This is a genomic window from Bradyrhizobium sp. USDA 4501, assembly GCF_054062115.1.
This window is the reverse complement of sequence record NZ_JBSSEX010000001.1, coordinates 2,179,998-2,193,616: the sequence shown is the minus strand read 5'-3', so window position 1 is coordinate 2,193,616 and position 13,619 is coordinate 2,179,998. Positions and strand designations below refer to the sequence as shown.

General features: G+C 58.0%; 9 protein-coding genes. 4 read left to right on the top strand and 5 right to left on the bottom strand.

The genetic code is table 11. The features are described from left to right. Window position 1 precedes the first annotated feature (1 nt). Window positions 2–1,309 (top strand): FAD-dependent oxidoreductase, encoded by a 1,308-nt coding sequence (locus ACVWZM_RS09825; protein WP_253626050.1) that lies wholly within the window; start codon window positions 2–4, stop codon window positions 1,307–1,309. 39 nt (window positions 1,310–1,348) lie between these two features. Continuing rightward, the gene (locus tag ACVWZM_RS09820; RefSeq protein ID WP_456852942.1) at window positions 1,349–1,645 is read left to right on the top strand and encodes a ferredoxin family protein; all 297 of its coding nucleotides are present in this window, start codon (window positions 1,349–1,351) and stop codon (window positions 1,643–1,645) included. Between the two features lie 188 nt (window positions 1,646–1,833). Here the strand turns inward: ACVWZM_RS09820 and ACVWZM_RS09815 are convergent, their stop codons facing one another. Then, window positions 1,834–2,382 carry a carboxymuconolactone decarboxylase family protein gene (locus ACVWZM_RS09815; RefSeq protein WP_456852940.1) on the bottom strand — a complete coding sequence of 183 codons (549 nt, stop codon included), beginning with the start codon at window positions 2,380–2,382 and terminating at the stop codon, window positions 1,834–1,836. Window positions 2,383–2,388: 6 nt separating this feature from the next. After that, window positions 2,389–2,943 carry a peroxiredoxin gene (locus ACVWZM_RS09810; protein WP_253624722.1) on the bottom strand — a complete coding sequence of 185 codons (555 nt, stop codon included), beginning with the start codon at window positions 2,941–2,943 and terminating at the stop codon, window positions 2,389–2,391. 838 nt (window positions 2,944–3,781) lie between these two features. On the opposite strand from ACVWZM_RS09810, the gene ACVWZM_RS09805 reads away from it, so the two are divergent. Then, entirely contained in the window at window positions 3,782–6,799 is a 3,018-nt protein-coding gene (locus tag ACVWZM_RS09805; protein ID WP_456856665.1) for a Ulp1 family isopeptidase, read from the top strand. Window positions 6,800–6,932: 133 nt separating this feature from the next. On the opposite strand, the gene ACVWZM_RS09800 is transcribed toward ACVWZM_RS09805, so the two are convergent. Genes ACVWZM_RS09800 through ACVWZM_RS09790 form a run of 3 tightly spaced genes read right to left on the bottom strand, consistent with a single transcriptional unit; the run spans window position 6,933 to window position 9,029 of the window. Next, on the bottom strand, window positions 6,933–7,589 hold the full coding sequence (locus tag ACVWZM_RS09800; RefSeq protein ID WP_456852938.1) for a DUF2478 domain-containing protein: 657 nt from the start codon (window positions 7,587–7,589) through the stop codon (window positions 6,933–6,935). Next, on the bottom strand, window positions 7,573–8,769 hold the full coding sequence (modC, locus tag ACVWZM_RS09795; protein ID WP_253624721.1) for a molybdenum ABC transporter ATP-binding protein: 1,197 nt from the start codon (window positions 8,767–8,769) through the stop codon (window positions 7,573–7,575). Before modC ends, ACVWZM_RS09800 begins: the two co-directional genes overlap by 17 nt. Beyond that, a complete protein-coding gene (locus ACVWZM_RS09790) occupies window positions 8,766–9,029 on the bottom strand; it encodes a hypothetical protein (protein ID WP_456828175.1) in 264 nt (87 codons plus the stop codon). The genes modC and ACVWZM_RS09790 overlap by 4 nt, the downstream gene beginning before the upstream one ends. A gap of 1,573 nt (window positions 9,030–10,602) precedes the next feature. Between ACVWZM_RS09790 and ACVWZM_RS09785 the strand changes: the two genes are divergently transcribed. Next, window positions 10,603–12,870 carry a DPP IV N-terminal domain-containing protein gene (locus ACVWZM_RS09785; RefSeq protein ID WP_456856664.1) on the top strand — a complete coding sequence of 756 codons (2,268 nt, stop codon included), beginning with the start codon at window positions 10,603–10,605 and terminating at the stop codon, window positions 12,868–12,870. The last annotated feature ends 749 nt before the right edge of the window (window positions 12,871–13,619 follow it).

Genomic DNA, 13,619 nt, shown 5'->3' with positions numbered 1-13,619 from the left:
GATGATTGAAGAGAGGTTCGATGCCATCGTGGTAGGAGCCGGTATGGCTGGTAACGCGGCGGCGTTGTCCATGGCCAGGCAAGGCATGAAGGTGCTGCAGCTCGAGCGCGGCGAATATCCTGGATCGAAAAATGTGCAGGGCGCAATCCTCTACGCGGACATGATGGAAAAGCTAATCCCCGAGTTTCGCGAAGAGGCGCCGCTCGAACGTCATCTGGTTGAACAACGGTTCTGGATGATGGACGACCGCTCGCATGTCGGGATGCATTACCGCTCGGACGACTTCAACGAGGAGCGGCCGAACCGTTACACGATCATACGCGCGCAGTTTGACAAATGGTTCTCGTCAAAGGTGCGCGAAGCCGGCGCGACCGTGCTCTGCGAGACGACCGTGACGGAGCTCGTACGGGACGAGCGTGAAAGGATTGTCGGCGTTCGTACAGATCGCCGCGACGGCGAAATACATGCCGATGTCGTCGTGCTCGCTGAAGGGGTCAATGGTCTGCTTGGGACGCGCGCGGGCCTGCGCGCGCGGCCGACACCCGATAACGTTGCGCTCGCCGTCAAGGAAATGCACTTCTTGCCTCGCGAGACTATCGAAGCGCGTTTCAATCTTAAGGGCGAAGAAGGCGTCGTGATCGAGGCGGCGGGCACCATTTCCCGCGGTATGACCGGAATGGGTTTCATCTATGCCAACAAAGAGTGTATTTCGCTGGGCATCGGTTGTCTCGTCGCCGATTTCCAGCGCACCGGCCAGACGCCCTACGGCTTGCTCGATCAATTCAAAAGGCATCCCTCTGTGTTGCCTCTGCTAGCAGGTTCCGAAGTCAAGGAATATTCGGCGCATCTCATCCCTGAAGGAGGCTACAAATCGATCCCGCAGCTCTACGGGGAAGGCTGGGTAGTCGTTGGCGATGCGGCGCAACTCAACAATGCCGTTCATCGAGAGGGGTCCAATCTCGCGATGACCTCAGGTCGCATAGCGGCCGAAGCGATCGGCCTGGTGAAATCGCGCGGCGAGCCGATGACAGCGACAAATCTGTCGCTCTACAAGAAGATGTTGGATGAGTCCTTCGTCATCAAGGACCTCAAGAAGTACAAGGATTTGCCGCCCCTGATGCATACTCACTCACAAAACTTCTTTCTCACCTATCCGCAGCTCATCTCTAAGGCAATGCAAAACTTTGTGCGGGTCGATGGTACGCCCAAGGTTGAGAAGGAGAAGGCGACCTTGAAATCCTTTGTCAAGGCGCGCTCATGGATGGGGCTGTTCGGCGATGCATGTCGTTTTGCGCGAGCCTGGCGCTAATTATCAACAGTGTGAGTTCCAAGTATGGAAGGACAAAGCATGGATGCCGAACCATCGGTGCGCGTGGAAGACAAGCTGTATTACAACCGCTACCTAGTCGACATTGGTCGTCCTCACGTAAAGGTTCGCGCACACACGTCCCCATCGCCGCAGCTAGTCGCGCTTTTGAAAGCGTGCCCCGCGCGATGCTATGAGCTGAACGATGAGGGGCGGGTCGAGGTGACTGTTGATGGCTGTATCGAGTGCGGTACCTGTCGGGTGATCGCCGAGCCCACCGGCGATGTCCAGTGGAGTTACCCGCGCGGCGGATATGGGGTGCTGTTCAAGTTTGGCTGAGGGTAAGGTGAGGATGGAACGAAGCCGTGGTACGAACCGCCCCTAAGCGTCGGAATATTAGCATCTTTCGCGCGTTCCGCCTCTGGCACGGTGCGAGCAATTTGAGCTAGACACGTATCAAGGTAACAGGACCGGTGTGGCGATACGGAACGGCGCCACACCCTGTCGATCGGATGGCAGAGGAGGAATCAGCCCGTTGCCTGGGATGGGCTCGGCCGAACGGCCTCGATAGCAATCGCCACTGACTGGACGATAGCAGCAGAGCGCACGGCAGTGAGGATCACTTCGGAGCTGACGCCCGCAGCTCGCAGTGTCTTCTCGTGGGCATCGATACAAGCACCGCATCCGTTTATGGCGGAGACAGCAAGTGACCATAGCTCGAAATCAGACTTGTCAACACCCGGACTGCCAATCACGTTCATGCGCAGCCGTGGCGGTATTGTCTTGTATTCCGGATTAGAGGCGAGGTGAACGAAGCGGTAGTAGACATTGTTCATCGCCATCACAGCGGCCGCAGATTTCGCTGCCGCGATCGCCACGGGCGTCATCACAGCGACCGCGGCGGATTCGATTGCGGCAATGACGTCTGCATTGCGGGTCGCAATCGCGCTCGCCAGCAACAGCCCGTACTGCCGCTGCGGCGAGAGTGTCTCATCGGCCATCAAGGACGTCAGATTGAGTCTGACGTCCTTGGCGAAATCTGGGATCTTTTCGTTCAACTGTTCAATCGACGACATGCTGCCTCAAGCGACCTTCAGGACTTCGCCGCCGATTTCGCGGTTGCAGGGACAGAGCTCGTCGGTTTGGAGGGCGTCCAGCACGCGCAGTGTGTCCTTGGGGCTGCGCCCGACGTTGAGATTGGTCGCATAGACGTGCTGGATCGTGTTGGCGGGGTCAACAATATAGGTGTAGCGATACGCGACCCCTTCGGGGGAACGCACACCAAGGCCATCGACCAGGGTCCCCTTTGTGTCGGCAAACTGCCAGATTGGTAAATTGTGCAAGTCGGAATGAGAGCGTCGCCACGCAAGCTTGCAGAACTCGTTGTCAGTCGAGCCGCCCAGTACCACTGCATCGCGGTCGACGAATTCCTTGGAAAGCCGGGCAAACTCGGCGATTTCGGTCGGGCAGACGAAGGTAAAGTCCTTGGGATAGAAGAAGATGATCTTCCATTTTTCTGGGAAGCTGGCTTCGGTCAACGTCTCGAATGCACTCTGCCCATCTTCCTCCTGCGCCTGAAAGCCAGGCTTCACGCCTGTGATCTCGAACGGCGGCAATTGACTTCCAATTCCAAGCATACGGTCCTCACACGTTTGTTTTCCGGACATGGTGACCACGCTGGTGAAGCAAACGATATGCCATCAGTTCTCAAGAGCCGATTGTCCTAGTTGCGCCGCGCAGCGACTTGGCTGCAGAGTTCGCCTCGCGCATCAAGGCCGCTCGAAACGGCAGGTGATCACCAAGCTGCGAGGATTTGCCGCATCTGAAACAGGAATGAACCCACCCAGGCTCGCTGCGGTGGCAATGAAGGCTTGAAATCCACGTAGCGTCAGGTTGTAGAGTGTCAACGCACATGCGGCTATCGTTCTGAGGCGTCATGACCACGAGGAAAGGCTTCGATATGTCAGGTTCTTTGGTGGTGCGCTGGAGCATGTTGATGTGCAGGCATGGCCCGGCCGGTTGTAGCTAATGTGAGGACATAAACTGAAGAGTCGAGACGAAGCAGAATCTGAACAGATCCCGAAGGTCCAGCGGCAATGGGGCGGCCCGGATTCTGTCCCGAGGTGCCGCATGCGACCTTGGCCGGGAGGAGGGCCGAAAGCCGCTGCCTTTCGAATGGCAGTATCCGGCCGTCGTTTCTCTTGAATTGTTTTGAGGGGTAGCCAGCAATCACCTGTTGCCCTTGGGGCCGGAACGCCCTCTGCAGCAGCGAGGGTTGGGCAGATCTGAGTAATGCGCTCGTAGCGGGGCGCGATGACAGTCGCTTTTGTTGAATTTGACGATCTTGGCATCCGGCTTCTTAGGCCGGAGGCTCTGTGATTGATCGCACCGAAGCGCGAGCTGGTGCAGCTGTGAAGAGTCATCTCATCAAAGGAGAATGGTGTGGAACCGGTCTATAACGATCCGAACTATTGGATGCGCTGGTACGCTGAGCAGCAGGAGCTGCAGCGCGCGCAACAAGAGGCAGAGGCCGGTCCTTCGGATCAAGCTGGCTTCGAGCAGCAGTTGGGTGGGCTGCAACTCCGTTCCCCTGAGGAGAGTTCGCCTGAGGCTGGTTCGCCCGACGCTCCGGCCGCACGCTCGCATGGAAATCTGCAGCGCGCGGACATTGGTGGTTCGATGCGGATGCCCCCAAGGTCCAACCTGCAAGACAGTTCGTTCAGCAGCACGCGTTACAGCGTCGACGCTCCGCACGCTCATCTTGGTTCGTCTGCAAACGATTACCGGTCTGATTTGCGGGACAGGCCATTTAGCAGCATGCGCTACGCAGCGCCCTCGGAAGCACAATCGATGGCCCGGAGGAACGATAAAAAGTCCCGAGGACTGTTCTCTAAGGTCAAATCAGGCTTAACCAAATTCTTTGGAGCAAGCCGTCGTGAGAAGGAGGCCGGCGGCCCACCGTCTGATGAACTCTACTCGGAGCTTCGCATCGACTTTGCAAAGCGCAGTCGCCCGTCCGAAGCGGACCTGGAGCTGATTGAAGAATTCAAGACGGCATTGGGTAGCGCGAACCGTAAGACCAAGACCATCGAGAACTACGTGACGGTTCTTCGAATGTTCAGCGAATTCCTCCGACCCAAAGGCATCACGCTAAAGGACCTGCTTGGCAACGCTGATCGGCTAGCCGCCTATAAAGATGAATTTATGAAGGTGGCCAGCGCCAACAGCAGGAACTATGTGGGTGGAGCATTGGAAACACTCCGGAATTTCCAGGCTGGAAATCCCATTCCGGCCCCGGCTTTTGTGAATACGCGAGAGCAACCGATGCATCCCCAGGACGAGCGGATGATCCACCAGTTCGTGGAAAACGTCAAAGACTACAGAATTACTCCCGATGGTACCAGAGGCCGCGGGACTGGAAAGGTCCCGGCTGCTACGATCAAGTCCAATGTGCAGGCGCTCAATACGTTTGCTCGTTGGCTCCGAGCACAGAATAAGGGGCCATTGGCTCTTCGGGCGTTCAATGAACCAAGGTCGCTCGCCGACGACATCGACGAGTACGTCGAAGCTGGCGGTGATGATCGTGACCGCCTCAGCGCGGCATTATCTCATCTGCGCAGGATCGGGGCTGACGGGCTCCAAGCTGTCGGTGCCGGGGCTCGGCTGATGGGACGCGAAACATTGTCGGCTCATCCGGAGGATATCTCCACCATCGATGACTTTTTGACCGACGCTCTGTCCAAGCTTGGATCTGACGCGACCAAGAAAGAGAAAGCCGCCGTTTCGACGATGGTTTCCCGGCTACGCTCCTTTAGTGATTGGCTTCAGAGGGAGGGCAGGCCAAGCATCATGGATCGAATCGACGGCAATGCTGCGCAGAAATCGTCATTGAACGCAGATTATGCGGCATTCTGTAAAGCGACAAAGCGGACGGCCCCACTCGATCCCTTTAGAGAATACCTAGGTCTCGAGCCCCAACAAGGATTTCGTCCTTACGACGACGACGCCAGCCTCATCGCGGGCCTTGCCAACGAAGAGCTGAGCAAGCTCGACCCGAGTTCCCAGAATAGGAGAAAAACCATTCAAAGTACTGCTTCGGCGCAACGCAAGTTCAGTGATTGGCTCCGCACAGAGGGCAAGGCGAGCATCGCGAGCCGAATCAACGGCAATAATGAGCAGCAACGCTCGCTGGATGCAGACTACCGGGCTTACGCCGAAGCCAACGGGAAATCTGGCGTGACGCTCAAGAAGCTCAGGCAGTATGTGCAAGTCGTCGAGGCAAACAGAGCGCTGGGTGTACCCTTTCCTCAGCAAAGAGCAGGCTCGGACTCAACCTCCACCTCGACCTGGATACGAGATTTGCCGACGCCGCCGTCCGAAAGTGAGTGGCCGCCGGTGTTAGGCCCGTTTGGCCAGGCCGGCTTGCAGGAGCAGGCTGGGTCGAGCTCGACTTGGTCCCCGCAACTGCCGTCCTATTTCGACTTTCCAACGCCGATGGGCGAGCCAGCTCGGTCCTCAGACATCTATCGGGGTCTCGGTTCCTTGGTTGACCTGCCGTCCACACCGCAGGACATGCGTGACGATGCCCAGTCAGGGTCGGTGCAAAGACCTCCGTTCTTCATCGGACCATCGGGTATGCCTCAAGAGCTCGAGGACATCGGATATCTCGTTGGCGAGGATTGGCAGCATGGCTCACAGCCGGTGCCGGATTTCCTGCTCGATGTACTGGACAATAAAATGCTGTTGCCGAGTTCGCGAATGGCTCCCCAGCCGGTCTCCATCAACGGGGAGACCTACTCCATCACGTTGGGTCCGCGAGGACGCCGCGACGCTCAGCTGATCCATCATGCTGGCCCATCCTCGGTTCCTAAGACCCGGGTCGCTGGTTCGGCTGCGGGTGCCTCTGCCAGCGACCGAAGCGGACGGGTTCTCGGAGCGAGGGAATGGCTGGGCGACGAGCATATCCAGCGGGACTACGAACTCCTGGCGCAGGAGTTGTGGGCGAGCAATCCAAACCTCGCCGCGAGGACTCGGTTCGTCGATCCTCTCATGGCCTTTCGGGTGGGCCAGGGGACCGATGCCGACGCGCTAGCCGCATTCCATCGCATTGTCGACGATCGGAATGGCAACGATACAGCCGACTTCCTGTTCTTGCCGGTCAATGATGCCAGCGCCACGGACCTCGATCGCCGCGGCTCCCATTGGTCGTTGCTGCTGGTGGACCGCCGCGATCGCGACGGGCCGGTTGCCTACCACTACGACTCAGCTCAGGGATACAATGACAGACCTGCAGCAATGCTCGCAGCGCGGGTGGGAGCCGATCTGCAAGGCGCCTCCATACGCCAGCAGAGGAACGGCTATGACTGCGGTGTCTTTGTGGTCGACGGTACGCGGGCGCTGGTCAGGCGGCTCGCGGGAAGACGGCAGTCAGACCTCAGTCTCACCAATCTCGTCATTGATCGGCAGGCACTGCAAAACCGGCTGAGGGGCTGAAATCCGCCTCGACTGAATAGTGCCAAGTTGATTGAACTGCGACTTCTCGCCGGCTGAACGTCCACAATCGGAGCCTTCGCAAAGCATCATGGTGTCTCGTAACGAGGAGCGGAGCCCGGAGCTAAGGCTGTTTTCAGAGACGGCGAATGAGTCCGACGGGCGATTTCGGAGCCGACGTATCCGGTGGTCGTACAGTCGTCATCAAGCGCTCCGGTATCATAGTGCCTAAATAGTCGCAGCTGGGAATGAAAGCCCAGCTGCGCGCCAGGCGCTTGGAGATATCGCGCCACCATCGCTGAACGATTTGGAGATCGCAAAATAGCAACGTGCCAACATCACCCGTGAAAGTTCGCCAGGCGGCAAGACATCTAACTAGAACGGCTGTCAGAAGTGGTACGTCACGGGCGACTGGGTCGACGAATTCGGCGCGCAGGCGGCCGGTTGCTTGCTGCCGGCAAAATGTGCTCATCGCGAGGAGATCGACCAGGTCGCGAAGCGCGCGGAAAGCGATAGCTGCGGCCCTCGCGAGTCCATTTGTATCGAGCTTATAGACAAAGCTGCGCTGCCGACTTGCTCGGAAATCGAGATTTCTCGCCGTGACGCAATGTCCCCTGCGACCAGGCCGGGTACCGTGTGCGCCGGTCAAGTGTCGCCGGATGATGCCGCCGACGCGTACGACTCGCCGCGCGAGATCCTGGGCTGAGTCGCCCTGTAGCATATCTACATCGTCTGGTCGGTCGAAGGCAGCCGCAATATGCTTCGGATCTATCTCATCAAGATTGTCGCTCACTGTCGTACTCCGATTGCTGTTCGTTTCTCGTATCGGCGCTTACCCGTCGAACGCCTCCTGTTGATGTTGAGGGCCCTGCGAGCAACCGCTCGGGGACTGCGACCGGCACGGCGCGCGCGACCTCGGCGAATACGTCAATGCCATTGCTGAGCCGTAGCGCATCAAAGGAGCGACGCGGGATGCGGGCCAGAAGCGGTACGCCCGAACGGCCAGTTTCGAGAGCCAGGACCAAGGTGACCTCAGCATCGTCGAACGGCAGAGAGGCTTTGATGCGTGCCGGAAAGACATTGAGGATGGAGCTGGCGCGCGGCGGCTCGCACGCGATGCTGACATCGCCGGCTGCGACGCGCAGCCGCAACTGCGCGCCCGGCCTAAGCGGCGATCCAGGGATCAACAGGCGCGCACCTTTGAGGCGGAGGATGATCAGCCCATAGCGCCCGTCATAGCCGCCGACCACGGTATCAAGGCAGACTGCCGCATCGCCGCGCGCGGCAAGAGCCGGGGCGATCTGAACGACATTGAGTGGCCCGGCCGCAGTCACAACGCCATCTTTCATCATGACGAGATGATCGGCAAAGCGCTCGATGTCAGCCATGTCATGGCTGACATAGATCATGGGTAATGGGAGCTCTTCCCGCATGCGCTCGAGAAACGGCAAGATCTCGCATTTAGCGGAGCGGTCGAGCAAAATGAGTGGGTCGTCAAGCAAAAGTAGCCGAGGTTGTGCCAGCAGCGCGCTGCCCAGGGCAAGGCGCTGTCGCTCGGCGTCAGAAAGATGCGACGGCGAACGCTCGAGCAGCGGGGTAAGGGCGAGCAATTCGACCACGCCATCAAAATCGATCAGTGTCGGTTTCGATTTCGACGCGTTGAACAGAAGGGTGCGCTTGACGGACAAATGCGAAAAAAGAATTGGTCGTTGGAATACATAAGCGACGGGACGCAGATGAGGCGGCCGAAACGTCGTCTGATCTTGCCAAATCTCACCATCGATTGCGCAAAATCCACCCGGCAGACGCTGCACGCCGGCGATGCAGCGTGCGAGCGCGGTCTTGCCGCAGCCAGGCGGCCCGAAAATAGCCGTGACGCCTTTGGCTGGTGCGCTGAATTGGGCCACTAGCGGGATGTTTGCGAGAGAGCCGTTGAAGGCGAATTCGATATAGCCAGGTTTTGCTTCTCTCACGTGCCCGCGCCTGTGATGCATCTTTCTACCAAGATCACGAGCGGAATCGCCGCGATCACCATGCCTCCGAGAATCCAGTCTGTTCCGCTCCAGCGCGGTGTCTCCGCCCCCAAGAGGCCATAACGCATGGCTGCGGCGTTACAGATCGATGGTGTTAGGACGAGCGGCTTGTTGAGCATCTCCGAGCCATCGATGATCGTGGCAATCGGAAGCTGCCCTGCGCGCTTGCCGATCACACAGGGAGAGCCAAATTCCAGCATCGTGGAATGCTCAGCCGGCTTGGCCGGACCGAGGGGGTTCGTTGCAAGCTGAAATGGCGCCGCTTGTGTCGTTGGGCGGGAAGGCTGTCGGCTCGCGCCAGAGCTCAAGATTGGCTCTGGGGCCGAAATCCGCTCCGATGACGCCACAGTTTTGGTAGCAGATGTGAAGGCTGCGCCAGCACCCCTAATCGTAGCTTCAGCGTTCCCGGGCGCAAGCAGCATCAAAGTCAGATCGATCAAGATCAATCGGATAAGTCTCACTTTAGACTCCGGGTCCGCTGCGACCGCTTTCTTCGCGGCAGCTCGTTGATCCTTGCCGAGCAATCCGCGTGCCGTTCCCAGGAATATGGTGCGCGGCTGGCGTGGCAAAGGGGCTTCGCATCGTTCTCCTGCCCGGCGTCCTAGATGGACGTATCTTATGGTAAGGTTTTGGACGCTCGCGTCATCAACCGCACATGCAGGGCGATGAGATGGAAGCTGGGCGCGGTACCATCGTCACTTACGCTGGAGATGGTGCGTTGGCGAACATGCGGCCGTCAAACTCGCCAATAATGCACAAGGCGATGTGATCCAGTTTGTCAGACCTTACCGATCTGCCGGAGGAGAGAAGGGGGGCTCATTGGCAACCTGAGGGACTTGACTGGCTATCTAGAAGCTTTCGTGATCGCCTGGACGGATATCTCACGGATGCGAGTTATCGCTAGGTCATGAGCATTCAGAGCCAGCCCAGTTCGTAGCCGCACGCGATCGTCCCAGCAACCCGAGGGGGAGGCGTCACGCGCGAACTTATGATCGATCTCCTGGTCACATCAGCACCCAGGTGGATTCGGTTGCGAACGATCAACGGTGCCGCTGCGTGGAATATTCTCTCATTAGGAGCAGCACACCGCAACACCATTGCTCCATTGCGCATCAACTCCCGCATCAAGGTATCGAGACTACGACGTTGCGTTCCCGGTGCAGACGGGTTCGACCGGCAGGGTCGTCTGCAACGATACCGACAGAGGCTTGATCATTGGCTGCCCATCGATCGCACCGCACGGAAAGTCAAAGAGCTGTCGACCAAATGATGTACGTCTAACCAGCGGCACTTAGCGTCCGGTTGCAATTGTCGAGGCCGAGGCGCGCGATCTGACAACGAAGATCATCACCTATCTGACGAGCTGCAACAATCACGACAGCTATGGCGAACGAAGAGGCGAGCGCTGCATCCTTGAATGTGGTGGCAGTAGGAGCCAATCGGTTGCCTTTGGCATCTTCATGCTGCCCCGGCAGTTGTTGGAGCCGGAGTTCACGTCTTTCAGCATGCTGGCCTGAAATCAACCACTAGACCACGTGCGATATGCACTTTGTGTTCGACCTCCGACCAGCTGTGCGTTGAACAGTCACAGATCTTGGTGCTCAAACGACGTTGAGATCGAAAAGAGCCGGCACGCCCCGCATCGGCTGGCATGGCCCCTGCATATCACCGGCGGCCGAGCAGCGATCGGACATTGGTCAGGTCGCCGCGGTTGGCACGAGCTTGTCATTTTCGTGGGATGAAATGCGACCTGGAGTTCTTGTAGTGCTTGCGATGCTGGTCCAGCCGGAATCTGCTGCCGCGCACGCCCTGGCCGACGAAATCGCCCGTCCGCCGCTGGTTCAGTCCGATTATGAGCGAGCGCTGACGATCGGCGATCGCTATGGCCAACTCACCGTCAATGTACCCGAAGTGCCGTTCTGGCTGCCAGAGGGCGAGTCGTTCGTCTACCGACGTACAACCCAGGGCAAACGCCAGTTCATGCTGGTGAATGCTGCCACAGGTGTAAAGCGACCAGCTTTTGATCAGATTCGCCTCGCGGCGGCGCTGAACATGAGGAGCCATAAGAACTACAAAGCCGATGATCTGCCCTTCGCCCGTTTCGAGCTGGCCGATAGCGGTCAAAGGCTCAGTTTCGAAATCGAGAATACCCGCTGGAGCTGCGAACTTGCGAGTTATGTCTGCACAAGCATGCAGGTCCATCAGGGGCTGAGTGCTGACGACACGCTACCTGCCGTCAATCATTCGTCGAAGACAAGTACATCTCCCGACGGGAGATGGGACGCCTATATTAGAAACTACAATATCTTTCTGCGCAGCAAGGACGGCCTGCAGGACATCCCATTGACCTGGGACGGATCAGAAGGAAACTACTATGCTTTGTCGACGTTAAGATGGTCTCCGGACTCAATTCGCCTGGCTGCTTATCGGATCCGTCCAGGCGACCAAAGGAAGATTCATTACGTCGAATCGTCTCCAACTGACCAGATTCAACCCAGGCCTTTGTCGATGACATACGCAAAGCCGGGTGATGCCCTGGCGTTGTCCCAGCCGGTGCTCATTGATGTCGTCAGCCGGCGCGTGATCGCAATCGACAGCGCCGCTTTCCCAAATCCGTATAAACTCTCGCCGATCAAGTGGTGGAAGGACGGACGTGGCTTTACCTTCGAATACAATCAACGTGGGCATCAGCTCTATCGACTTGTCGAGGTGGACGCCGCCACCGGGCAGGTGCGCTCCTTGATTGACGAGGTCAGCGAGACCTTTATCGAGTACGGGCGTCTGCAGCCACGTACTGGAAAGACCTTCCGGTACGACGTTGAGGATGGGAAGGAGATCATCTGGGCGTCCGAGCGCGACGGGCATGAGCACCTGTATTTGTTCAATGGCCGGACCGGTGAGCTCAAAAATCAGATCACCAGAGGAGATTGGGTGGTCCGCGCGGTCTATTATGTCGATCCGATCAAACGCCAGATCTGGTTTGGCGCCAGCGGGATGAACCCTGGGGAGGATCCCTATTTCGTCCACGCCTATCGCATCGACTTCGATGGGAGGGGACTGACTGCGCTGACGCCTGAGCAGGCCAATCATCACATCGAGTTCTCACCGAGCGGACGCTACTATGTCGACCTGTGGTCACGCATTGACTTGCCGCCGCGCATGGTGTTGTACCGGGCCAGCGATAATTCCGAACTTACGGATGTCGAGCGCGCCGATATAAGAGACCTGATCGGCGTCGGTTGGAAGCCGCCACTGAGCTTCACTGCCAAGGGGCGGGACGGCAAGACCGATATATGGGGCGTCATTCACCTGCCGGTCAACTTCGATCCAAACAGGAGATATCCGGTCGTCGAGGACATCTATGCCGGCCCACACAGATCCTCCGTTCCGAAATCTTTCTCGACCCGGGTCGAACCGCTCACCCAGTTGGGATTTATCGTTGTTCAGATCGATGGCATGGGTACGAATAACCGCTCGCGCGCGTTTCATGACGTTGCTTGGAAGAATCTGAAGGACGGCGGCTTTCCCGACCGAATCCTGTGGCACAAGGCGGTCAGCGCAAGATATTCTTGGTATGATATCTCCAATGTCGGCATCTTTGGCACGTCCGCCGGCGGGCAGAATGCGGTGAGCGCGCTGCTGTTTTATCCTGAATTCTACAAAGTAGCCGTGGCCAACAGCGGCTGCTACGACAACCGCATAGACAAAATCTGGTGGAACGAACAGTACATGGGTTGGCCGGTCGGCGTCGAATATTCGCAGTCTTCGATGATCGACAACGCACATCGGTTGCAGGGTAAGCTGATGCTTGTCGTCGGCGAAATGGACCAAAATGTCGATCCGTCCTCCACGTTGCAGCTTGCAGATCGGCTGATCAAGGCGGGAAAATTCTTCGATATGCTTTATGTGCCCGGCGGCAATCACGGAACACCGGGCAATTATGCCGAGCTCAAGCTGCTGGACTTCTTTGTTTGCAACATTCTCGGTCAGAGAACGCCGAACTGGAATGCCGCAATGAGCGAGCTGCCGAAGGGAAAATAAGGCGGTGATGGCGTAAGGACGCCTGATCATTTTGGTCGCTTCGCTATCGCCATGACACTTCGCACGACGGCTCTCCCGAAACTCGGGCTCTGTAGCATTTCAGGCAAAACGGCCATTCACAACCGAATGGCTTCTTAAGAAGCTCATCGCGGCTGAGGCGGCAATTTCAGCTTGCAGCCTCCGGAAGCTTGTGCGCATCTTCGAATGCGCCTGCGTCCGCCCGTCAGCGTCGCGCGCCCGGCACACGAGATCGAAGCTGCCGTGCCGTCGCAACATTGCGCAAATCGGGAAGCAAAACTGCTCCCCGCAAATCCGACATGCTCAACTGGAGTGAGATCGTACAGAGGGATGTTTCCCAAAAACGTGCGGCTGCCGCATCACTTTTGCGCCTGTTCGAGAGAGTGGTGCCTTTCGCATAATTGGACGGTGTCGCAAATTGCTGCGACGTCGCGCTTGCTCCTTGCGCAAGGGTAGGGCGTCTTGATCGTTGAAGTCGGGGTTGGAAAAATCGCCGGCGTAAGATGATATGCGGTGCCCGCGAGCTACGGAAGGCGCGGGTCCCTTGTAGCAGCGTTACTTGGCGCGTCTCAGTGCGACTTTTGTTGCAGTGCCAGCTGTTCCTTCCGGGGCTGAGCCACCTAGGATCGAGATGAAGTCGACCCGCGCCCAAAGAGTACTTGTGTCGGCTGCGAAAGAGTAGCGGCCTAAAGGTTTGGCTGACAGCTTTAGCTCGACCACACGATCCTGAC